Below are 20,801 nucleotides of genomic sequence, written 5' to 3'. Positions count from 1 at the left end.
GCCCGAGCGGTCCGCCGCCGGTAGCCACACCCGGGGGAGCGGGCCCAACCGTGTGCCGTGCGAGACTTCTTCCGTGACTGTGACCGACTCCGTGTTTCTGAAGGCGTGCCGCCGTGAGCCGGTGCCGCACACCCCCGTGTGGTTCATGCGCCAGGCGGGCCGCTCGTTGCCCGAGTATCGCAAGGTGCGGCAGGGCATCGCCATGCTGGACTCCTGCACGCGGCCGGAGTTGGTCACCGAGATCACCCTCCAGCCGGTGCGCAGGCACGGCGTCGACGCGGCGGTGTACTTCAGCGACATCGTGGTGCCGCTCAAGGCGATCGGCGTCGACCTGGACATCAAGCCGGGCGTCGGCCCGGTGGTCGCCGAGCCGTTCCGCACCCGCGCGGACCTGGAGCGGCTGCGCCCGCTGACGCCCGAGGACGTCTCCTATGTCACGGAGGCGGTGCGGCTGACCACGGCGGAGCTGGGGGACACCCCGCTGATCGGCTTCGCCGGCGCGCCGTTCACGCTCGCCAGCTATCTCGTCGAGGGCGGGCCCTCGAAGAACCACGAGCACACCAAGGCCTTGATGTACGGGGACCCGGAGCTGTGGGAAGCGCTGCTGTCCCGGCTGGCGGAGATCACCTCGACGTTTCTGTCCGTGCAGATCGAGGCGGGCGCCTCCGCGGTGCAGCTCTTCGACTCCTGGGTCGGCGCGCTGGCGCCGGCCGACTACCGGCGCTCGGTGCTGCCGGCCTCGAAGCGGATCTTCGACGCGGTGGCGCACCACGGGGTGCCGCGCGTGCACTTCGGCGTCGGGACGGGCGAGTTGCTGCCGCTGCTGGCCGAGGCCGGCGCGGACATGATCGGCGTGGACTGGCGGGTGCCGCTGGACGAGGCGGCCCGCAGGGTCGGCCCCGGGTACGCGCTCCAGGGGAACCTGGACCCGGCGGTGCTCTTCGCGCCGACCGCCGCCGTCGAGGAGCAGACCGACCGGGTGCTGGCCGCGGCGAAGGGTCTGCCCGGCCATGTCTTCAACCTCGGCCACGGCGTGCTCCCCGACACCGACCCGGACGCCTTGACCCGGCTGACGGCCTATGTGCACGAGCGGACGGCGCGCTAGCGCTGGGCCGAGACGATCTCAGGGGCCTCTCTTCCGGGGCCCCGGGTTTCCGAACGGCGGGTTCCGGGCGTTTCTGACGGGGTGAAGGGCCCTCGCGGGACGGGCGGTCGGGGCGGTCTGGGAAAGTAGTGCCATGCATGTGATCGTCGTCGGCGGCGGGATCTCGGGGCTCGCCGCCGCCCATCGGCTGCTGGCCGCCGGCGTGCGGGTGACCGTCGTCGAGTCCGACCGCCGACTGGGCGGCAAACTCCGCACCGGGCAGATCGCCGGCGTCCAGGTCGACCTGGGCGCCGAGTCGTTGCTGGCCAGACGCCCCGAGGCGACCGAGCTCGCCAAGGCCGTCGGGCTCGGGGACGCGCTGCGACCGCCGTCGGTGACCAGCGCGGCGATCTGGACCAGAGGCGATCTGCGGCCGATGCCGCGCGGCCAGGTGATGGGGGTGCCCGACAGCGCGGCGGCGCTGGCCGGGGTGCTCTCCGACGCGGGCCTCGCCCGGATCGCCAGGGACGCGGAGCTGCCGCCGCTGCGGGTCAACGAGGACGTCGGGATCGGGGCGCTGGTCGCCGAGCGGATGGGCGGCGAGGTGGTGGACCGGCTGGTGGACCCGCTGCTGGGCGGGGTCTACGCCGGCGACGCGTACCGGATCTCGCTGCGGTCCTCCGTGCCCCGGCTCTACGAGGCGGTGCGCGCGCACGACTCGCTGCTGGCCGCCGTCCGTTCCCTGCGCCCGGCGCCCTCGCCCGAGGCCGCGCGGGCGCCGGTCTTCGTCGGGATCGAGGGCGGCGTCGGCACCCTGGCCGCCGCCGTCGCGGAGAACGTGGCGGGGCGCGGGGCCGTGATCGAGACCGGCGTCGGCGTCACCGGGCTGCGCCGCACGGCGCGCGGCTGGGCCGCCGCGCTGGACGACGGCCGTTCGCTGGTCGCGGACGGGGTGCTGCTCGCGGTGCCGGCGCCGGCCGCCGCGCGGCTGCTGGCGGCCGAGGCTCCGGCGGCGGCGGGGGAGTTGGGGGCGGTGGAGTACGCCTCGATGGCGATCGTCACGCTCGCCTTCCGCCGCTCCGAGCTGGCCACGCTGCCGCGCGGCAGCGGCTTCCTGGTGCCGGCGGTCGAGGGGCGGACGATCAAGGCGGCGACCTTCACCAGCGCCAAGTGGGACTGGGCAGCCGCCGCCGACCCCGGCCTGTTCGTGCTGCGGACCTCGGTCGGCCGTTTCGGCGAGGAGTCCCCGCTGGCGTGGGACGACGCCGATCTGGTGCGGGTGGCCCTGGACGACCTGGGAGAGGCGGCCGGGCTGCGCGCGACGCCCGTGGACCGCGTGGTCACCCGCTGGCGGCAGGGGCTGCCGCAGTACACCGTCGGCCACGACACGCGGATCGCGCGGGTGCGCGGCTACCTCGCGGCGCTGCCCGGCCTCGGTCTGTGCGGCGCGGCCTACGACGGGGTGGGCGTGCCGGCGTGTGTCGGCGGCGCCGAGCGGGCGGCGGCCGAGCTGCTGCGCACCCTGCCGACGGGGCCGCGCGGCGAGTCGGGAGAATGGGCGTCATGACGAACGCACCCGAGAAGCCGACCGGCAAGCGCGCCAAGGAACTCAACGACACCATCCGCTACACCCTGTGGTCGGTCTTCCGGCTGCGGGACGCGCTGCCCGAGGACAGGTCGGGGCTGGCGGACGAGGTGGAGGCGCTCTTCGAGCGGCTGGCGGCCGAGGACGTGGTGGTGCGCGGCACCTATGACGTCTCGGGGCTGCGGGCCGACGCCGACGTGCTGGTCTGGTGGCACGCGCCCACGTCGGACGCGCTCCAGCGGGCGTACAACCTGCTGCGCCGCACCGCGCTCGGCCGGCGGCTGGAGCCGGTCTGGTCCAACATGGCGTTGCACCGGCCCGCGGAGTTCAACAAGTCGCACATCCCGGCGTTCCTCGCCGACGAGACCCCGCGCGACTACGTGAGCGTCTACCCGTTCGTCCGCTCCTACGACTGGTATCTGCTCCCCGACGAGGAGCGGCGGGGGCTGCTGGCCGAGCACGGCAAGATGGCCAGGGGCTATCCGGACGTGCGGGCGAACACGGTCGCCTCGTTCTCGCTGGGCGACTACGAGTGGATCCTGGCCTTCGAGGCCGACGAGCTGCACCGGATCGTCGACCTGATGCGCCATCTGCGGGCCTCGAAGGCGCGGCAGCACGTGCGGGAGGAGATTCCCTTCTATACGGGGCGCCGCAGGTCCCTGGCCGAGCTGGTGGCCGGGCTGGCCTGAGCGGTCGGTCGGCGGCGGCCCGTTCAGCCGCCGCCCCCGCCACAGCCGCCGCCTCCGCCGCAGCTGGAGCCGCAGCCGGAGGCCCCGCCGCCCGAGTCGCCACCGGAGCCGGCGTCGACCGAGCCGCAGCCGACGGCCCAGCCGGTGGACGAGCTGGTGTGTGCCTGGCCGCCCTCGACGGCGGCGCTCTTCAGCGAGCGGCGCAGCTTCCTGCTCAGCACCGCCACCCCGCCCAGCGCGACCAGGCCGGCCTCGCTGTCGACCAACGGGGGCCGCTGCTCGCGGAGTTGCCGCAGTGTCTCGTACCCGAGCGGGGGCAGGGCGCTCGACGGGGGCGCCAGCACCCAGGAGCCGAGCAGGGCCGCCGCGCCCAGCGCGAAGCCGAGCAGCGCGCCGGACAACGCGGGGGTCGAGCCGGTGTCGATGTTGGCGAGCGCGAGGGGCGCGGCGAGCAGCGCGAGGCCGGCCATCAGGCGCGCGCTTCGGATCGCGTGCTCCCAGGCGGCGCGTTCCTCGGGCGGGTAGATCAGCCCCCTGGCCACCAGCCCGTCGGCGACGTCCCGCAGGGCGCGGGAGGCGAGGATGTCGGCCCGCACCCGCTTCAGCGGGACGCCCCAGCTCTCTCCGACGCTGCCCATGGCGACCCGCTCCAGCGGGTCCCTGGCCACGGGCCTGACCACCCGCATCTCGTCGTTCTCGATGGTCACCCGCTCGTCCTCCCAGAGGGCGACCAGCACGGTGTCGGCGACCCTCTTCGGGCCGCCGGCGAGGAACGCGGCCTCGGCGAGGGTGCCGACTCCCGGCTTCGCCGTCACCGGGGCGCTCGGCCGGGAGCCGGACCGCCGCCTTCCCGCCTGGAGCAGGGACAGCAGCGCCACCACCCCCGGGACGATCGTCAACGCGAGCCATGTCATCGCGCTCACCTCTCCTTCCGCCGCGCACGCGGCCTCATGCCCCCGACCGCCCGGCGCAGCGCGCCGGTTCCGCGGGTGGGGGGCTCGTGCTCCGCGAGCCAGCGGGTCAGTCGCCGGCGCGTCTCGTGGTCCAGCGCGAGGCCGGGCTCCGGGCCCAGCAGCCCCCGGACGAGGGCGATCGCGTCCGGCCGGTAGCCGTCCCTCAGCGGTTGTCGGGCCGCGTGGGCGACGACGGCGGGGCGGTAGGCGGTGCCCAGGATCTCCGGCAGCTCGGGCGCCACCTTCGCCAGCACCGCGGCCCGCTTGGCGACCAACGCCCGCCGCTGCACGTGCAGTCGGTCCCGGTCGAAGCCAGGGGGCGGCGGCGCGCCGCCCACCAGCGAGGCGAGCAGCGCGTCCTGCGCGGCGGCCAGCCGGCGCCGCGCCGCCAGCAGCTCGGGCGGCTCAGCCATGGCGCGCCACCTCCGCCTGGACCACCGCGCGGATCGCCGCCAGCTCGCCGGCCAGCTCGCCCGTCGAGGGGAAGTCCGCGTCCCGCTCCAGCATCACGCCCGGTGGCACGACCCGCGCGCACAGCTCGCGCAGCACCTCCAGCACCCGGGGCGGGACGGGGTGCGCGTGGCTGTCGTGCCACACTCCGTCCCGTTCCACGCCGCCGGCGACATGGACGTAGGCCAGCGCCTCAAGCGGCAGGTCCGCCAGGGCCTCGGCGGGGTCCTCGCCGCGGTTGACGTGGTTGGTGTGCAGGTTGGCGACGTCGATCAGCAGCCGCACGCCGGTGCGTTCGACCAGCTCGCCGAGGAACTGCGCCTCCGTCAGCTCCTCGTCGGGCCAGGAGACGAGGGCCGCGATGTTCTCCAGCGCCAGCGGCACGGGCAGCGCGTCCTGGGCGATGCGCACGTTGGCGCAGAGCACGTCCAGCGCGTCGTGGGTGCGGGGGACGGGCAGCAGGTGGCCGGCCTCGACGGACGGCGTGCCGGTCAGCCCGCCGCCCGATCTGACGAACGCGATGTGCTCGGTGACCAGCGGCGACCTGAGTCGTTCCGCGACGGAGGCGAGCCGCACCAGCCGTGCGGGCGAGGGGCGTTCGGCGCCGCCGAGGCCGAGGCCCACGCCGTGTGGCACCACGGTGGTGCCCCTGGCGCGGAGCAGCTCCAGGGCCGCGGGGAGCCCGTCGACACAGATGTTCTCCGCGACGACCTCGACCCAGTCGATTCCGGTCAACGCCTCGATGGACTCCGCCAACTCCGGTCGCCAGCCGATCCCCAGCCCCAGCCTCGCGTCCGCCCCCATGGACAACCTCCCCTGTGCCCCGGCCCCCACCGGCCGTCCGTGCACTCGCTCATCCCCCAGGCTGGGCGGGGCAACCGGGGGGTGCGAACGATTTGAGGTACTTCTGAGCCTGAGCTGAGGCGGAGTTGAGCTTTCCCGCCCGAACGCCGCCCGGCGCGCGCCCGAACCCCCGCCGGGCGGCGCCCGGTTGGCGACCGGATGGGGAGAGAAGAGGACCGGGCGGGGTCAGTTCCTGTGCGCGTCCCTGGCGAGAGCGGTCAGCCGGGAGATGGCGCGGAAGTACTTCTTGCGGTAGCCGCCCCGCCGCATCTCCTCGCTGAAGAGCCGGTCGAACGGCTCGCCCGAGGCCAGCACCGGCACCTCCCGGTCGTAGAGCCGGTCGGCGAGCACCACGAGCCGCAGCGCCGTGGCCTGGTCCGCGACCGGCCGCACGTCGGTGAGGCAGACCATGCCCACCCCGTCGCAGAGCGCGCCGTAGCGGCTGGGGTGCACGCGTGCCAGATGTGCGAGCAGGGTGGAGAAGTCGTCCAGCGTCGCGCCCTCGGTGGCCCGCGCGGCGGCGACCACCTCGTCCGTCGGCCGGGGCGCCGGCGCCTCGGGCAGGCCCCGGTGCCGGTAGTCGTCGCCGTCCACCCGCAACGCCCTGAAGTGCGCGGAGAGCCCCTGGATCTCGCGCAGGAAGTCGGCGGCGGCGAAGCGCCCCTCGCCGAGCTTGCCGGGCAGCGTGTTCGAGGTGGCGGCCAGCGCCACGCCCTCGTCGACCAGCCGCGACAGCAGCGAGGAGATCAGCACCGTGTCGCCGGGGTCGTCCAGCTCGAACTCGTCGACGCACAGCAGCTGGTGGCCCCCGAGGGTGCGCACGGTCTGCTGGAAGCCGAGCGCGCCGACCAGGTTGGTCAGCTCGACGAAGGTGCCGAACGCCTTCCGCTCGGGGGGCGCGGGCGCCGCGTGCCACAGGGAGGCCAGCAGATGGGTCTTGCCGACGCCGAAGCCGCCGTCCAGATAGATCCCGCGCGGCCCGGCCGGCTCGCTCCTGCGGGAGCGCGCGCGGAAGAGCCCGCGCCGCGCGCCTCTGGTCGCGCTTCCGCCGAGGGTGCCGGCGAAGTCCTCCAGCGCCTTGATCGCGGTGCGCTGGCTGGGCTGGGCGGGGTCGGGCACATAGGTGTCGAAGCGCACCGTGTCGAAGCGCGGCGGCGGCACCATCTCGGCCACCAGCCGCTCGGCCGGCACCTGGGGTGAACGGGCGCTGAGCGCCGGCGGCTCGCCCTCGTGGCTGGTCGGCTGGGGTGCGCTGGGGGTGGACACGGTCTTCGATTCTACGCCAGACGGGTGGCCCGGGCCGTGCGGCACCGCTGTGCCAGACTGCGCCCCATGCGCCGGCTGTTTCCCCCGCCCCCCGCCCCCTCGGGCGCCCCGCCCGCCGCCCCGCACGCCCCCGCGCCCCCCGGTGCGCTGCCCACGCCGGGGCTCGCCGAGCTGGCCGAGGCGTACGCCTACCCGGCGCCCGTCGCGGCCGACGGCTGCTGGGTGCGGGCGAACATGGTCGCCTCGGCGGACGGCGCGGCCCATCACGGCAACCGTTCCCAGCCGCTCTCCGGGCCGGCCGACATGCGGATCTTCGGCGTGCTGCGGGCGTTGGCCGACGCCGTGGTGGTGGGCGCCGAGACCGTCCGGAGCGAGGGGTACCGGCCGGCGCGGGTGCGCGCCGAGTTCGCGGAGCGGCGGGCCGCCGCGGGGCAGGCGCCGGCCGCCGCGATCGCGGTGGTCTCCGCCGCCCTCGACCTAGACTTCACCGCGCCGCTCTTCGCCGCGCCCTCGGTGCCGACCCTGGTGTTCACCGGGGCCGGGGCGCCGACCGGGCGGCTGGCCGCGGCGGCCGACGCCGGCGTGGAGGTGGTCGTCGCCGGCGAGGGGGCCGCGGCGGAGCCGCACCGGATCAGGGCGGGCCTCGCCGCCCGCGGGCTCACCCGGCTGCTGGCCGAGGGCGGGCCCCGGGTGTTGGGCGCGTTCGCCGGCGCGCGGGCGCTGGACGAGCTGTGCCTGACGGTCGCGCCCCGGATCGCACTCGGCGCGGCGCCCCGGATCACCACCGGGCCCGAGCTTCCCTCGCCCCTCGACTTCCACCTCACCGACCTGCTGGAAGAGGACGGTTTTCTCTTCCACCGCTACCGAGCCGCCGAGCCGCCGGGGCCCGTGGGGACCGAGGACTGACTCGGGAGGGTCTGACAATCTGCGGAATGTGACGTTCCGCTTATTCTGGTGTGGGCAGACTGAAAGGGCGCGGCGCCGTCTCAGCACGGCGTTCCGCCGACGGGGAGCGCGGACCGGCCGACGAAGGGCGCAGAGCGTGATCACGACTGTCCTCATGATCGAGAAACCCCTGGTGCCCACCGACACCGAGCTGGTCACCACCCTGCACGGCGACGAGGAGCAGTCCTTCGTGGTGCTGATGCAGCCGCGCGGCGACCAGGACCAGCTGCTGCGGGCGCTGGACGACGTGGCGCTCGGCGAGTTGGGCGACGCCGTCAGGGAGCCGAGGGAGCCGGTGGGCGGGGCGGCGGTGCCCCCCGCGGCGCGCGGGCTCGAACTGTCGCTGGACGCGCTGCGCGACAGCGGCGCCGACGCCGTCGGCCAGCTGGTCGAGGAGCGCCCCCTCGCGGTGCTGGCCTCCGTGGTGCGCGAGACGGGCGCCGACGAGGTGGTGGTGCTGACCGCGCCGCACTACGTCGAGGAGCTGTTCCACCGCGACTGGGCCTCCCGCGCGCGCCACCGCGTCGGCGTGCCGGTGCTGCGGCTCTTCGCGCACACCGAGTAGCCGGGCGCCGGCCTGCGCGGCTTCCCCGGGCGCGGGTGCGAGAATCGGGCAGCCAACGCGTCTAGCAGGGAGACTGACGAATGACCACGGCGATCCCGCCCGGCATGGAACGACCGCACCTCATCGGCGTCGGCGGCGCCGGCATGTCGGGCATCGCCAAACTGCTGGCCGGACGCGGCGCCGCTGTCGCCGGCAGCGACTCCCGCGCCTCCGAGACGGTGGCCGCCCTCACCGCCCTCGGCGTCACCGTGCACGTCGGCCACCGCGCCGAGCACCTCGCCGACGACGCCACCTGCGTGGTGGTCTCCAGCGCCATCCGCGAGGACAACCCGGAGCTGGCCGAGGCCGCCGGGCGCGGGCTGCCCGTGGTCCACCGGGCCGAGGCGCTGGCCGCGCTGATGGCGGACACCCGCGCCATCGCCGTCGCCGGCACCCACGGCAAGACGACCACCACCTCGATGCTGGCCGTCGCCCTCACGGCGCTGGGCCTCTCGCCCTCCTACGCGATCGGCGGCGACCTGGACGCCCCCGGCTCCAACGCCGAGCAGGGCACCGGGGACCTCTTCGTCGCCGAGGCGGACGAGAGCGACCGCAGCTTCCACCACTACCGCCCCGAGGTGGCGATCATCCTCAACGTGGAGCTGGACCATCACGCCAACTACGCGTCGATGGACGAGATCTACGACTCCTTCGAGACCTTCGTCGACCGGGTGCGCCCCGACGGCACGCTGGTGATCAACGCCGACCAGGAGGGCGCCCGCAAGCTCACCGCCAGGCTCGCGGGCCGCCCCGGGCTGAACCTGGTCACCTACGGCGAGGCCGAGGACGCCGACGTGCGCGTGACCGACCTGCGGCCCGACGGGCTGACCAGCGAGGTCACCGTCGAACTCGGCGGTCGCACGCTGACCTTCGGCGTCTCGGTGCCCGGACGCCACTACGCGCACAACGCGGTCGCCGCGCTGGCCGCCGGCGTCGCCGCCGGCGTGCCGGCCGACGGGCTGGCCCGCGCGCTCGCCAGCTACACGGGGGTGCGCCGCCGGCTCCAGTTCAAGGGAGAGGCGGGCGGCGTGCGGGTCATCGACTCCTACGCGCACCACCCCACCGAGATGGCCGCCGACCTGGAGGCCATCAGGGCGGGCGCCGGCGAGGGGCGGGTGCTGGTCGTCTTCCAGCCGCATCTCTTCAGCCGCACCCAGGAGCTGGGCACCGAGATGGGACAGGCGCTGGCCCTGGCCGACGCCAGCCTGGTGATGGACATCTACCCCGCCAGGGAGGACCCGATCCCCGGCGTGACCAGCGACCTGATCATCGAGGCCGCCCGCCACCACGGCGCCGACGTCACCCCCGTCGCCGCCGCGAGCGCGGTTCCGGACGCCGTCGCGGGAATCGCGGGCCCCGGTGACCTCGTTCTCACCATGGGCGCGGGCGACGTCACCGAGCTGGGTCCGCTCGTCCTGGGACGCCTCGCGGTCTGAGGCGCCCCGGCGTCACCCGGCCCCCACGGAAGAACACGGAGGAGAACCATGGCCTACGAGGTCGAGAAGTCCGACGAAGAGTGGCGCGCCCAGCTGTCCGACGAGGAGTACCGGGTGCTGCGCCAGGCGGGCACGGAGCGGGCGTTCACCGGTGAGTACACCGACACCAAGACCGAGGGCGTCTACCACTGCCGTGCCTGCGGCGCCGAGCTGTTCCGCTCGGACACCAAGTTCGAGTCGCACTGCGGCTGGCCCTCGTTCTTCGACCCGGCGGACAGCGAGGCCGTCGAGACCAGGTCCGACGACTCGCTGCCCGGCCGCCCGCGTACCGAGGTGCTCTGCCGCACCTGCGGCTCCCACCTCGGCCACGTCTTCGCGGGCGAGGGCTACGGCACCCCGACCGACCTGCGGTACTGCATCAACTCCATCGCCGTCCGCCTGGAGCCGACCAGCTAGCCGGTCACGCGCCCCACGGCCCGGCCGCCCGCGGCCGGGCCCGCGGGGCGCGTGTGTCGCGCCCTCACGTCCGCAGCAGCACCTGGGCGCCGCCGGCCGGCAGCGCCAGCGCGCCGTCCGAGGGCTCCGACCGCTCCTCGCCGTGGCTGGCGGCCAGCGTGGTGAACGTTCCCGGGCCCAGCGGCGGGGACGCCGCGTCCTCCGCCAGGTTGACGGCGACGGTCAGCGGGCCGTTGTGCAGCACCAGCCAGCGCGCCGCCTCGTCCGCCTCGCAGCGCACCGCCGACAGCGGCAGGTCCGGCGGGAGATGGCGGTGGCGCACATGGATCAGCCGTCGGTACCACTCCAGCAGCGCCGCCTTCGCCGGGTCCAGTACCGGCTCGTCCCAGTCCAGTACGGAACGGTCCCGGGTCGCCGGGTCCTGCGGGTCGGGCACCCGGTCCGCCGGCCAGCCGTGGGCGGCGAACTCCCGTCGCCGCCCGTCCCGTACCGCCGCCGCCAGCGCCGGGTCCGGATGGTCGGTGAAGTACTGCCAGGGCGTGGTGGCGCCCCACTCCTCGCCCATGAAGAGCATCGGCGTGAACGGCCCGCACAGCACCAGCGCCGCCAGCGGCGCCACCGCCTCCGGCCCCAGCAGCGCGGCGAGCCGGTCGCCCAGCGCGCGGTTCCCCACCTGGTCGTGGGTCTGCGCGTACCCGAGCAGCTGGTGCCCGAGGACCGTCCCGCGCGCCAACGGCCTGCCGTGCCGCCGCCCGCGGAACGACGAGTACCCGCCGTCGTGGAAGAAGCCACCGGTCAGCGTCTTGGCCAACGCGGTCAGCGGGGCGCGCGCGAAGTCCGCGTAGTAGCCCTGCGCCTCGCCGGTGGCCGCGCTGTGCAGCGCGTGGTGGAAGTCGTCGTTCCACTGGGCGTGCACCCCCAGGCCGTTCGCGTGGCGGGGCGCGAGGGTGCGCGGGTCGTTCCGGTCCGACTCCGCGACCAGGAACATCGGCCGCCGCTCCGCCTCGGCCAACGCGTCGACCGCCGCCGACAGTTCGGCCAGCACGTGCTCGGCGCGGTCGTCGACCAGCGCGTGCACCGCGTCCAGCCGCAGCCCGTCCAGCCGGAAGTCGCGCAGAAACGCCAGCGCGCTGCCGACGAAGTAGGAACGCACCTGGTCGGAGCCGGGGCCGTCCAGGTTGACCGCCGCTCCCCAGGGCGTGTGGTGGCGCTCGGTGAAGTAGGGGCCGAACGCGGGCAGCCGGTTGCCCGAGGGGCCCAGGTGGTTGTGGACCACGTCCAGCACCACGCCCAGACCGTGCCCGTGCGCCGCGTCCACGAAGCGCGCCAGCCCCTCAGGCCCCCCGTACGGCTGGTGCACGGCCCAGGGCGCCACCCCGTCGTACCCCCAGCCGTGCACCCCGGGGAACGGGCAGACCGGCATCAGCTGCACGTGGGTGATGCCCAACTCGGCCAGGTGGGCGAGGTGTTCGGTCGCCGCGTCGAACGTGCCGGCCGGCGTGAAGGTGCCCACGTGCAGCTCGTAGAGGACCGCGCCCGCCAGCGCGCGCCCCGGCCAGGCGTGGTGCCAGTCGAAGCGCGCCGGGTCAACGACGGCGCTCAGCCCTTCCGGGCCGTCGGGGAGCGCGCGCCCGCGCGGGTCGGGGAGTGGCTCGCCCCCGTCCAGCGCGAACCCGTAGCGCGCGCCGGGCGCGGCCGGCGCCTCGGCCTCCCACCACCCCTCGCCGCCGTGGGCCGGCCGCATCGGATGCGGCCGGCCGTCCAACCGGAGCGTGACCTCACGGGCTCGTGGCGCCCAGACCTCGAAGAGCATGGGTCCATGCTGGGCGCCACCCACCCCGGGGGCCAGACCCCCCGCCGGGGAGTCGGGTGCCGTCAGCCCCGCACCAGGCAGTAACGATGCAGGGTGATCGGATAACCTGCCCGCGCGAACGAGGCGGCCATCCCCACGTTGCCCACGTCGGTGGCGGCGGCGATCCGTTCGGCGCCCTCGGCCACCAGCGTGTGCGTGCACTCGGCCAGCAGGTCGTAGCCGTAGGAATGGCCCCGCTGCTCGGGCACCACGCCGATGAACCCGACACAGGGGCCGCTCGGGTTGTGCGCCGGCACCTGGATGCCGACCAGCTCACCCTCCTCGGTGTAGGCCAGCCGCAGCCACTCGCGCGGCGAGGGACACCATCGGATGAACGCCAACTCCCCGCGTGCCGCCGCCTCCGGGCCTCCACCCGCCTCGATGGCGCGCAGGGCGTGGTGGTCCCGGGTGTCGCTGTGCACCCGGGCGAGCACGTCCAGGACCACGTCGTCGTCGGGCTCGGGCCGGAAGACCAGCCGCCCCGGCCGCTCGGGCAGCCCGCACTCCGTCGTCCAGGTGTAGCGGAAGCGCTCGGTCAGCCGGCGGTACCCGGCCTCCTCCGCCGCCGCCATCCGGCGCTCGGCGGCCCGGCGCGCCGCCGGGTCGTCCCGCCAGCCCGACGGGAGCAGCAGCTCGTACTCGGCGTCGAACGGGGCGGCACGCAGCAGCGCGACGCCGTCGGCGTGGTCCAGGAAGTCGAAGTGCTCCAGCACCTTGGGGAGTTCGTCGGCCGGCGCGCCCCAGTAGGCCGCGCGGGCCACCACCACGCCGTCGCGCAGGGCGACCCAGCTCCACCCGGGACGGTACTCGCCGCCGGCGGAGGCGAGTTCGAACAGGTTCCTCGGATACGGCAGCAGGGAGCGGCCGACCAGCGCGGTGTCGGGTACGGCAGGGGTGAGTGAGCGGAAGACGTCCGCGGTCTCGCCTTCGGCGAGCGGACGGATGACCAGTGCGGTCACGGGGTTCCCTTCGGGAGGAACGCCCCGCGCTCGCCTCAGTCGCTGGGACGCCCGGTGCTGGACGGGCGGAGGCGCGGGACGCGACAGACAGTGGTGTCGTCATGCATCGTCAACGCCTCCCTTCTCGTCCGGGTGGCCGCACGGCGGCCGACTTCCTGGGCGTCGGCGACACCGTACCCCGCGAGGGCGATTCTGGACAGCCGGGCGGGACTTCACCGAGAATCCGCAACATGACCACGCACGACTCCGAGGCCCAACGCCCGCGCGTCTCCGACGCGGACCGGGAGAAGGCCATGGACGTGCTCAAGGAGGGAATGGCCGAGGGGCGCATCTCGCCGGACACGCTGGTGCGCCGCATCGAACTGATCATGGCGGCCCGGCATCCGGAGGAACTGGCCGAGGTGGTCGGCGATCTGCCGCACCGCGAGCCGGCGCCCCCGCACAGGGGATGGCTGCTGGACTCGGTCACCCGGCTCTCCGCCTTCCACCACCGGGTCCGACTCGCCTGGCGCGCCGAGCAGTTGCCCGAACTGGTGCTTCCGGCACCCGGGCCGAAGCCGCTGGCGATAGGCCGCGCGGCGGGCTCCGGGCTGCGCCTCAACGACTCCAGCGTCTCCCGCTACCACGCCCAGCTGCGCGGCACCCCGACCGGCTGGACACTGCGCGACCTCGGCTCGGCCAACGGCACCTGGGTCAACGGGCGCCGGGTTGCCGACAACGTTCCGGTGCGCCCGGGCGACCAGGTCCGCTTCGGCGCGGTGTCCTACCGGCTGGCCGACCGTCAACCCACGGACTGAGGGCGGCCGTTCGCGCCCGGGCACCGGCCGTTTACGCACGGCGCCCTTCGGGGCCCGCATGGGCCCCTCGCGCCCGGGCGTCGCGCGTGCCCGGGCGGGGGCCTGAGCCGGCCTGCCGCCTCTAGCGGGGGCTGGGAGGTGAGGCGGCAGGCCGGAGTATCGCCGGCCGGGGCCGGCTGGTCAGCCGGCCGCGCCCGGCAGGAAGCCCTGGAGCACGGCCAGGGCGGAGGTGCCCGTCGCCCCCGAGTCGGGGGAGTGGGCGGCGTGCCCCGCGTGTGCGTCGTGCGCGCCGGTCTCCCGCGCGTCGACGGGCGCGGTGAACGCCGTCATCGCCTCGGGGGAGGCGGCCGTGTCGTCGCCGGGGACGGTGACCTCGCCGTTCCCGCCGTCGAAGACGACGTCCGAGCAGCCGTAGAAGGTCTCCTCGCTGTCGGAGCGCTCCCAGACGGTGTAGATGATGTGGCGCCCCTCCTTGCCCTCGGGCAGCTGGGCGTCCCAGTAGTACTCGGACTCGGCGTCGCCCACCCCGCCCCGGTAGGGCGGGTCGGTCTCGGAGTGGAACGGCGCGTCCTCCAGGTCGTCCCAGCCGAGCGGCGCGTTGGGGTCCCAGCCGTCGACGGTCACGTACTGGTGGAAGGTCCCCGGATGGTGGGCCCAGGGGTTGTAGGTGAACTCCCAGTCGGCGCCCGAGGTCAGATGGGTGGTGGGCCACTCCTCGCTCGGGATGTCGAAGCCGGAGAAGTCGTAGACGGTGGCGCCGCCGCTGCACAGCTCCCCGTCGGGGATGAAGCCCTCGGTGCGGCCGGCGCCGTCGGAGCGCAGCACGGCGAACCAGTTGTAGAACCCGTTGGCGCCGCTCGCCTCCAGCGCCGCCGCGCAGGCCGGGTTGGTGGGTTCGACCGCGCCGTTCTCGCCGACGCTGTACTTCCAGCACAGATAGGTGCGGCTGCCGGGGTCCATCGGGGCGCCGTGGGCCGCGGCGCTGCCGCCGGTGAACACCACGGCGGCCATGGCGGGCAGGGTGGCTGCTGCCGTGAGCAGCCCGATCCCGCGGAGGCGGTGCTTCCTCTGGTCGCTCATCGCGTTGCGTCCCTTCGCCGTGATGAGGTGGGGGTGACCGTGACGGGAGCCATGAGTGGGAGCGCTCCCAGTTCTGGAAGGTAACGTGCCTCTCGGTCGCGTGTAAAGACGCGTGCGCCATCCGTTCCCGCCGGCGTCCCTCCCGCCGTGGGGAGTTGTTCCGGGGCTTGTGGCGCGCCCAGGGCGGGCGCGTGGGCGGCGCGGTGGCCAGCCGCCCACGTCGGCCGTCCTCCGGTCCCGCGCTCTCGGGAGCGCTCCCAGGGATGGGGGCGCAGGCCGTTCAGTCCTGGCTCTCGGCGGCGACCAGCAGCGCCACCGGCGCGGTGGCGAACAGCTCGGCCAACCCCACCCGTCCCTCGTGCCGCCGCCCGTCGAGCGCGTCGCGCCAGGTGCCGGGGGGAAGGGCGAGCGTCGTCCCTCCCCAGCCGCCCTCGGCCGCCAGACGGTGCGAGAGCCGGGTGACGGCGGTGACGACCCGGCCGGCGCGGGCGAACGCCACGCAGTGGTCGGCGGCCCGGCCCTCGGCCGACAGCGGCCGGTAGCCGGCCCGTTCGCCGAACCACTCCGGGTGCGCGCGCCGCAGCCGCAGCGCCGTCGCGGTGAGCCGCGACTTCGCGGTGGACAGGTCGTCCGCCAGGGCGGGTGGTTCGCCGTCCCAGTCGGCGAGGCGGTCCGTGGGCAGGGCGGGCGGTGTGCGGTTGTCGGGGTCGACGAGGGCCAGATAGTGGCCCTCACTGCCCCGGTAGACGTCGGGTACACCGGGCATGGTGAGGTGCAGCAACGCGGCCCCGAGCACGTTGGCCCGGACGGCCGGCGCCAACTCGGCGGCGAAGTCTGCGAGTCGCGAGAACGGCTGGCCGCAGGGCCCGGCCAGCACGAAGCGTTCGACCGCCGCCTCGTACTCCTCGTTGCGCTCGGTCCAGCTGGTGTGGAGGGCCGCCTCGCGCACGGTCTTCAGCTGGGCGGCCAGCAGCCGTTCGCGCTCCGGGGCGCCCAGCGCGAACGCCTGCTGCCAGGTGGTCCACGCGAGGTGCGGATCGGGGGCGCGCACCCCGGTGGCCGCGGTGGCCTCGGTGAGCTGGGTGACCAACGCGGCCCAGTCTCTGGGCCGTTCGCTGAGCGTCGCCTGGGCGGCTCGTACGTCGCCGCTGCGTTTGGTGTCATGCGTGGACAACACCGTGCCCGTCCGGGGCCAGTCGCGCTGCGTCCGGGCACAGAAGGCGTGGAAGGCGGCGGGCGGCAGCGCGGGCGCGCCGGGGTCGCCGCCGACCTCGGCCGCCGAGAGCAGCGGGGCATAGCGGTAACAGGCGGTGTCCTCCACGGCCTTGGCGCGCAGCGCCGAGGAGACCTGGGCGAAGCGCACCCGGAAGTCCGCGCGGTCGGTGTCCTCCCCGAAGCGGCCCAGCACCAGGTCGCGCACCGTGGCCACGGCCGACGCCTCGGCCGGCACCCGGAACGCCGCCCTGGCACCGTCGGCGGCCGTGGCCAGCAGCGCCTCGTCGACTGGCGACGGCGGCGCGTCGGCGGTGACATAGGGCCGGTAGACCGGGAGCCGCACCAGCAGCTCGGTGATCGCGGTGCGCAGCGCCCACGGCGCGTGGTCGCGGTGGCGCAGCCCGTCCACCGAGCGGCAGATCCGCCTGGCGACCCGCACCAGCCGCTCCCGCTCGGCGACCAGCTCGTGGTTGATCATGCGGTATGCCGCGCGGCGCACCGTGGCCTCCCAAGCGCCGCCCTGGTCGGGCGGGGCGCCCGTGAACGCCCGGTAGTGCTCCGTGAGTTCGCCCCAGCCGCGCGCGTCGACGAAGAGGGCGTCCAGGTGCCGCAGCGCGTCGTATCCGGTGGTGCCGGCGATCGGCCACCCGCCGGGCAGCTGTTCGCCGGAGCCGAGGATCTTCTCCGCGACGATCCAGGCGCCCGTCTCCTCGCGCAGCCGGGTGAGATAGGCGCCGGGGTCGGCCAACCCGTCCGGGTGGTCCACCCGCAGTCCCTCGATCACCCTTTCGGTCATCAGGCGCAGCAGCAGCGCGTGGCTGGCCCGGAAGACGTCGGGGTCCTCGACGCGGATGGCGATCAGGTCGCTGACGGTGAAGAACCGCCGGTAGTTCACCTCGCTGCGGCCCAGCCGCCACCAGGCCAGGCGGTAGTGCTGGGCGTCCAACAGATCGGCCAGGGGCAGCTCCTCGGTGCCGGGGCGGAGGGGGAACACGTGATCGGCGTAACGCAGCGTAGCGTCGACCACCGACAGTCGCTCCCGTTCCTCGCCCAACGGCCCCCCGAGCACCGGCAGCAGCAGCCGGCCGCCGCCGGCCTCCCAGTCGATGTCGAACCACCGCGCGGCGGGTGACGTCGGCCCGTCCCTGAGCACCTGCCACAGCGGCCCGTTCAGCCGGGTGTCGGCGGGCAGCGCCATGTGGTTGGGCACCACGTCCGCCACCAGCCCGAGCCCGTGGTCCCGGGCGGTCGCCGCCAGGCGCCGCAGCCCCTCCTCGCCGCCCAGCTCGGGGCGCACGCGGCCGTGGTCGACGACGTCGTAGCCGTGCTCGGAGCCGGGGACGGCGTCCAGCACGGGGGAGAGGTGCAGATGGGAGACGCCCAACGACGCCGCGTACGGAACCGTCCGCTCGGCGGCGGCGAACGGGAAGTCAGGACCCAGCTGGAGCCGGTACGTTGACGTGGGAACCGCTGGGGACGTCATGAGATGCGCCTGCCCCGGGCCGGGGGCGGGCAAGCGCGGGGGATGTGGGATCTTGCTGCGTGGCCGGGACGTGCCACAGTAGGCTTCCTTGATCCATCAGTGGCGTGGAAGGCGGTACGCGAGGTGGGCTCTTCGGGCCTGGAGCTGCCATCGGGCAACGGCGGCGAGACCGCCGAGGCGCCGGCGGGGGCCGTACCGGTGCCGCGCCCCATGGAGATAGGGGCCGACCTGGAGTGGAGCGCCGAGGACTGGTCGGACGTCAGGCTGCGCGTCGAGCGCGCCGGCCGCGCGTACGTCTGGCTCAACCTGGTGGAGCAGCGCCTGCGTTCGGTGGTCGGCGCGGTGCTGCGCCCGGTGTACGAGCCCGTGCACGGCGCCGAGTGGGAGACGGCGGCGGCCGGTCCGACCGGCCAGGAGTGGGTGCAGCGGGCGGCGGCGCTGCGCGAGGTGAGCCGCCGCAAGGGACACTTGCTCGATCCTGCCGATGACACGGTGCTCGCCTTTCTGACCCTGCCTCAGTTGCGTGAACTCATGGTGCAGCACTGGCCCTGCTTCGCGCCGTATTTCGACAACCGGCGCGAGGTCGAGCTGACGCTCGACGAGCTGGAGGTGGCGCGCAGCGCCGTCAGCCGCAACCGCGGGATCAACCGCGCCGTGCTGGAACAGGCGGAACGCGGCTGCGCCCGGCTGCTGCGGCTGCTGGACTCCGGCGCGCCGCCGGGTGAGGGGCGGTTGCCGGCGGACGTGGTGGAGCAGCTGGTCGGCGACCGGTTCACCGACGTGGCCGGGGTCCACCCGGACCGGGTGCGGCTCCAGCGGCAACTGCCGGCCGAGGACCTGTTCGGCGGGGCGCGGCGGCTGGACGCGATGGGCATAGGGCTGGGCCTGCTGGTGCAGAACTTCCCCGGGCGCCGGTTGGTGCGCCTGGCCGAGTCGGGGTGCCGCACCAGGCTGCTCTTCCTGAACCCGGCCAGCGGGGCCATGCGGCGACGCGAACGGGAACTGGGGCTCAAGCGTGGCGAGTTGGGCCGGGCCGTGGAGACCAACATCCTTCAGGTCCGCCGGGTGCGCGCCCGGCTGCGGGACCAGGAGGCGTTCGAGATCCACGTGTTCGACGACACGCCCCGGTTCAGCGCCTACTTCGTGGACGGGGACGGCGCGGACGGGGTCGCGGTGGTCCAGTCGTATCTGCGGCGGAGCCGTGGTGTGGAGACGCCGGCGCTGGTGCTGCGGAGGGCGGGGCGTGAGCTGGTCGGCCAGGAGACCTCGGGCGACGAGCTGAGCCTCTTCGAGACCTACCGCGAGGAGTTCGAGTGGGCCTGGGAGCACTCCAGGTCCGTGTCCTGAGCTGGGCCTTCGCCGCTGTCGCCACGGATTGTCAGTGGTGGCCCCTATCTTCGTCACCATGAGTGAGCGAGTGGGAACGGTGACCCGGGTGGCGCTGCCGCGCGGGGGCGATGTGGGCGGCGGTCGACGGGGGGTGCCGACGGCGGGGACGGCTGGCCGGTGGGCGGGGTCAGTCGGTCGCCAGCCGGGCGTGGAGCTCCACGTCGTGACGGGTGGTGCCGTAGCGCAGCTTCGCGCGCTGCCGCCCCTCGACGAGGTAGCCGGCGGACAGCGCGGTCCTGCAGGACGCGTCGTTCTCCACCCGGTGCCCCAACTCCAGCCGGTAGAGCCCCAGTTCCTCGAAGCACCAGGTGCTGAGCGCCCGCAGGGCCGCGCCGGCGACGCCCCGGCGCCTGGCGGCCCCGACGGTCCAGTAGGAGATCCAGCCGCCGTCGTGGACGTGGTTGACCTGGGAGACCGCCACGTTGCCGAGCAGCGGCGCGTCGGCGGCGGGGCCTTCCACGACGGCCCAGGAGAAGGCGCTGCCCTGCTCCCAGCGCTCGGTGTGGCGGTCGATCCAGCGCCCGGCCGCCGCGTCGTCGACCTGCCCCTCGTCCAGCACCGAGCCGAACTGCGTGTACATCCCCGGCTCGTTGAACGCGTCGCGGACGGCCGTCAGGTCACGTTCGTGCCAGGGACGCAGCGTCAGACCGCCGGCGGCGGAGAGGAGATCCTTCACGGACCCCAGACTACGGCGGGACGGCGGGGCGGTCGGAGCCCGGCCGCCGTTATGCGGGCGTGGTGCGGGGCGCTGGCGCGGCTCTGCCGTGGGCGAATTCGCTCCGGGCCGAGCGGGGTGGGCGTCCGGCGCCGCGCGGGGCAGGCTCGAAGCCATGAGAGTACTGGTGCTCGGCGGTACGGCGTTCGCCGGTCCCGCCCTGGTGGACGAGGCGTTGGCGCGGGGCTGGGAGGTCACGACCTTCCACCGGGGGCGCTCCCCGGACCGGGCTGGCGTGCGGGCGCTGCGCGGCGACCGGCTGGCGCGCGACGGCCTGGGCGCCCTGGAGCGCGGGGAGTGGGACCTGGTCGTCGACACCTGGAGCGGGGCGCCCCGGGTGGCGCGGGACTCGGCGCGGCTGCTGGCCGACCGGGTGGGCCTCTACGCCTATGTCTCCTCCCGCTCCGTCTACCGCTTCCCGGCGCCCGCCGGCGCCGACGAGACCGCCCCTCTGGTGGAGGGTTCACCCGACGCGCACGGGAGCGGGTACGCGGCGGACAAGCGTGGCGCGGAGCTGGCCGTGGAGCGGGAGATGGGGGGCGAGCGGGCGCTGCTGGTGCGCTGCGGGCTGCTGCTCGGCCCGGGGGAGGACGTGGGGCGGCTGCCCTGGTGGCTGCGGCGGATCGCGCGCGGCGGCGAGGTGCTGGCGCCGGGGCCGGCCGAACTACCCCTCCAGTACCTGGACATCAGGGATATGGCGGCCTGGACATGGGACGCGGCGAGGGACGGGCTGCACGGCCCTTTCGACCTGGTGAGCCCGCCCGGGGCGGCCACCATGGGCGAGCTGCTGGAGGGCTGCCGCGCGGTCACCGGCTCGGAGGCGACCCTGCGGTGGGTGACGCCCGAGCGGGTGGCGGCGGCCGGGATCGCGCCCTGGACCGAGCTGCCGGTGTGGCTGCCGCCCGGGCCGTCGCACGCCGCGCTGCACGGCTCGGACGTCTCCCGGGCGCTGGCCGCGGGGCTGACCGTGCGTCCCGTCGTGGAGACCGTCAGGGACACC

At 74.9% G+C, this 20,801-nt stretch carries 16 protein-coding genes and 2 pseudogenes; 10 read left to right on the top strand and 8 right to left on the bottom strand.

The window, feature by feature from the left end; translation table 11 throughout:
- Positions 1 to 73 precede the first annotated feature (73 nt).
- The 3 genes from hemE to hemQ all read left to right on the top strand — a co-directional run bounded on the left by hemE (position 74) and on the right by hemQ (position 3,358).
- The gene (gene hemE / locus FH715_RS09010) at positions 74 to 1,105 is read left to right on the top strand and encodes a uroporphyrinogen decarboxylase (RefSeq protein ID WP_246108643.1); all 1,032 of its coding nucleotides are present in this window, start codon (positions 74 to 76) and stop codon (positions 1,103 to 1,105) included.
- Between the two features lie 133 nt (positions 1,106 to 1,238).
- Positions 1,239 to 2,651 carry a protoporphyrinogen oxidase gene (hemG, locus tag FH715_RS09005; RefSeq protein WP_139642655.1) on the top strand — a complete coding sequence of 471 codons (1,413 nt, stop codon included), beginning with the start codon at positions 1,239 to 1,241 and terminating at the stop codon, positions 2,649 to 2,651.
- Positions 2,648 to 3,358, top strand: coding sequence for a hydrogen peroxide-dependent heme synthase (gene hemQ / locus FH715_RS09000; RefSeq protein WP_139642652.1), 711 nt, complete (start codon positions 2,648 to 2,650; stop codon positions 3,356 to 3,358). Before hemG ends, hemQ begins: the two co-directional genes overlap by 4 nt.
- A 23-nt stretch (positions 3,359 to 3,381) precedes the next feature.
- Here the strand turns inward: hemQ and FH715_RS08995 are convergent, their stop codons facing one another.
- The 3 genes and pseudogenes from FH715_RS08995 to zapE all read right to left on the bottom strand — a co-directional run bounded on the left by FH715_RS08995 (position 3,382) and on the right by zapE (position 6,870).
- A complete protein-coding gene (locus FH715_RS08995) occupies positions 3,382 to 4,272 on the bottom strand; it encodes a TIGR04222 domain-containing membrane protein (protein WP_246108654.1) in 891 nt (296 codons plus the stop codon).
- Between the two features lie 5 nt (positions 4,273 to 4,277).
- A pseudogene (locus FH715_RS08990) lies at positions 4,278 to 5,565 on the bottom strand (MbnB/TglH/ChrH family RiPP precursor modification enzyme).
- Between the two features lie 225 nt (positions 5,566 to 5,790).
- The gene (gene zapE / locus FH715_RS08985; RefSeq protein WP_281290723.1) at positions 5,791 to 6,870 is read right to left on the bottom strand and encodes a cell division protein ZapE; all 1,080 of its coding nucleotides are present in this window, start codon (positions 6,868 to 6,870) and stop codon (positions 5,791 to 5,793) included.
- Positions 6,871 to 6,936: 66 nt separating this feature from the next.
- On the opposite strand from zapE, the gene FH715_RS08980 reads away from it, so the two are divergent.
- From FH715_RS08980 to msrB, 4 genes are all read left to right on the top strand, one after another.
- A complete protein-coding gene (locus tag FH715_RS08980) occupies positions 6,937 to 7,776 on the top strand; it encodes a dihydrofolate reductase family protein (protein WP_139642647.1) in 840 nt (279 codons plus the stop codon).
- 136 nt (positions 7,777 to 7,912) lie between these two features.
- Positions 7,913 to 8,380: an indole-3-glycerol phosphate synthase gene (locus tag FH715_RS08975; protein WP_139642644.1), complete on the top strand. Its 468-nt coding sequence runs from the start codon at positions 7,913 to 7,915 to the stop codon at positions 8,378 to 8,380.
- Positions 8,381 to 8,460: 80 nt separating this feature from the next.
- The gene (gene murC / locus FH715_RS08970; RefSeq protein WP_139642640.1) at positions 8,461 to 9,855 is read left to right on the top strand and encodes a UDP-N-acetylmuramate--L-alanine ligase; all 1,395 of its coding nucleotides are present in this window, start codon (positions 8,461 to 8,463) and stop codon (positions 9,853 to 9,855) included.
- A gap of 48 nt (positions 9,856 to 9,903) precedes the next feature.
- Positions 9,904 to 10,311: a peptide-methionine (R)-S-oxide reductase MsrB gene (gene msrB / locus FH715_RS08965; protein ID WP_139642638.1), complete on the top strand. Its 408-nt coding sequence runs from the start codon at positions 9,904 to 9,906 to the stop codon at positions 10,309 to 10,311.
- Positions 10,312 to 10,375: 64 nt separating this feature from the next.
- Here the strand turns inward: msrB and treZ are convergent, their stop codons facing one another.
- Positions 10,376 to 12,124, bottom strand: a complete 1,749-nt coding sequence (gene treZ / locus FH715_RS08960; RefSeq protein ID WP_139642634.1) for a malto-oligosyltrehalose trehalohydrolase — start codon at positions 12,122 to 12,124, stop codon at positions 10,376 to 10,378.
- Between the two features lie 62 nt (positions 12,125 to 12,186).
- The gene (locus FH715_RS08955) at positions 12,187 to 13,122 is read right to left on the bottom strand and encodes a GNAT family N-acetyltransferase (protein ID WP_139642631.1); all 936 of its coding nucleotides are present in this window, start codon (positions 13,120 to 13,122) and stop codon (positions 12,187 to 12,189) included.
- 230 nt (positions 13,123 to 13,352) lie between these two features.
- On the opposite strand from FH715_RS08955, the gene FH715_RS08950 reads away from it, so the two are divergent.
- A complete protein-coding gene (locus tag FH715_RS08950; RefSeq protein ID WP_139642628.1) occupies positions 13,353 to 13,919 on the top strand; it encodes an FHA domain-containing protein in 567 nt (188 codons plus the stop codon).
- Between the two features lie 180 nt (positions 13,920 to 14,099).
- On the opposite strand, the gene FH715_RS08945 is transcribed toward FH715_RS08950, so the two are convergent.
- Positions 14,100 to 14,999: a lytic polysaccharide monooxygenase auxiliary activity family 9 protein gene (locus FH715_RS08945; RefSeq protein WP_139642625.1), complete on the bottom strand. Its 900-nt coding sequence runs from the start codon at positions 14,997 to 14,999 to the stop codon at positions 14,100 to 14,102.
- A 280-nt stretch (positions 15,000 to 15,279) separates the two neighbouring features.
- A complete protein-coding gene (treY, locus tag FH715_RS08940; protein WP_139642622.1) occupies positions 15,280 to 17,697 on the bottom strand; it encodes a malto-oligosyltrehalose synthase in 2,418 nt (805 codons plus the stop codon).
- Positions 17,698 to 17,820: 123 nt separating this feature from the next.
- Between treY and FH715_RS08935 the strand changes: the two genes are divergently transcribed.
- On the top strand, positions 17,821 to 19,044 hold the full coding sequence (locus FH715_RS08935) for an SAV2148 family HEPN domain-containing protein (protein ID WP_139642620.1): 1,224 nt from the start codon (positions 17,821 to 17,823) through the stop codon (positions 19,042 to 19,044).
- Positions 19,045 to 19,213: 169 nt separating this feature from the next.
- Here the strand turns inward: FH715_RS08935 and FH715_RS08930 are convergent, their stop codons facing one another.
- Positions 19,214 to 19,762, bottom strand: coding sequence for a GNAT family N-acetyltransferase (locus tag FH715_RS08930; RefSeq protein WP_246108642.1), 549 nt, complete (start codon positions 19,760 to 19,762; stop codon positions 19,214 to 19,216).
- A gap of 154 nt (positions 19,763 to 19,916) precedes the next feature.
- Between FH715_RS08930 and FH715_RS29520 the strand changes: the two are divergent.
- Positions 19,917 to 20,468: pseudogene (locus tag FH715_RS29520) on the top strand (NAD-dependent epimerase/dehydratase family protein); the annotation flags it as partial.
- Positions 20,469 to 20,801: the final 333 nt, after the last annotated feature.

The organism is Streptomyces sedi, from assembly GCF_006335015.1.
Lineage (GTDB): Bacteria > Actinomycetota > Actinomycetes > Streptomycetales > Streptomycetaceae > Streptomyces > Streptomyces sedi.
Note: the sequence above shows the minus strand (reverse complement) of the source record. Positions and strands in the feature narration are given on the sequence as shown.

What these genes read in the sequence shown, in the direction of transcription:
- hemG (WP_139642655.1), top strand. Translation starts at nt 1,239, where the DNA reads ATGCATGTGATCGTCGTCGGCGGCGGGATCTCGGGGCTCGCCGCCGCC.
- hemQ (WP_139642652.1), top strand. Translation starts at nt 2,648, where the DNA reads ATGACGAACGCACCCGAGAAGCCGACCGGCAAGCGCGCCAAGGAACTC.
- FH715_RS08995 (WP_246108654.1), bottom strand. Translation starts at nt 4,272, where the DNA reads ATGACATGGCTCGCGTTGACGATCGTCCCGGGGGTGGTGGCGCTGCTG.
- FH715_RS08980 (WP_139642647.1), top strand. Translation starts at nt 6,937, where the DNA reads ATGCGCCGGCTGTTTCCCCCGCCCCCCGCCCCCTCGGGCGCCCCGCCC.
- murC (WP_139642640.1), top strand. Translation starts at nt 8,461, where the DNA reads ATGACCACGGCGATCCCGCCCGGCATGGAACGACCGCACCTCATCGGC.
- msrB (WP_139642638.1), top strand. Translation starts at nt 9,904, where the DNA reads ATGGCCTACGAGGTCGAGAAGTCCGACGAAGAGTGGCGCGCCCAGCTG.
- treZ (WP_139642634.1), bottom strand. Translation starts at nt 12,124, where the DNA reads ATGCTCTTCGAGGTCTGGGCGCCACGAGCCCGTGAGGTCACGCTCCGG.
- FH715_RS08950 (WP_139642628.1), top strand. Translation starts at nt 13,353, where the DNA reads ATGACCACGCACGACTCCGAGGCCCAACGCCCGCGCGTCTCCGACGCG.
- FH715_RS08945 (WP_139642625.1), bottom strand. Translation starts at nt 14,999, where the DNA reads ATGAGCGACCAGAGGAAGCACCGCCTCCGCGGGATCGGGCTGCTCACG.
- treY (WP_139642622.1), bottom strand. Translation starts at nt 17,697, where the DNA reads ATGACGTCCCCAGCGGTTCCCACGTCAACGTACCGGCTCCAGCTGGGT.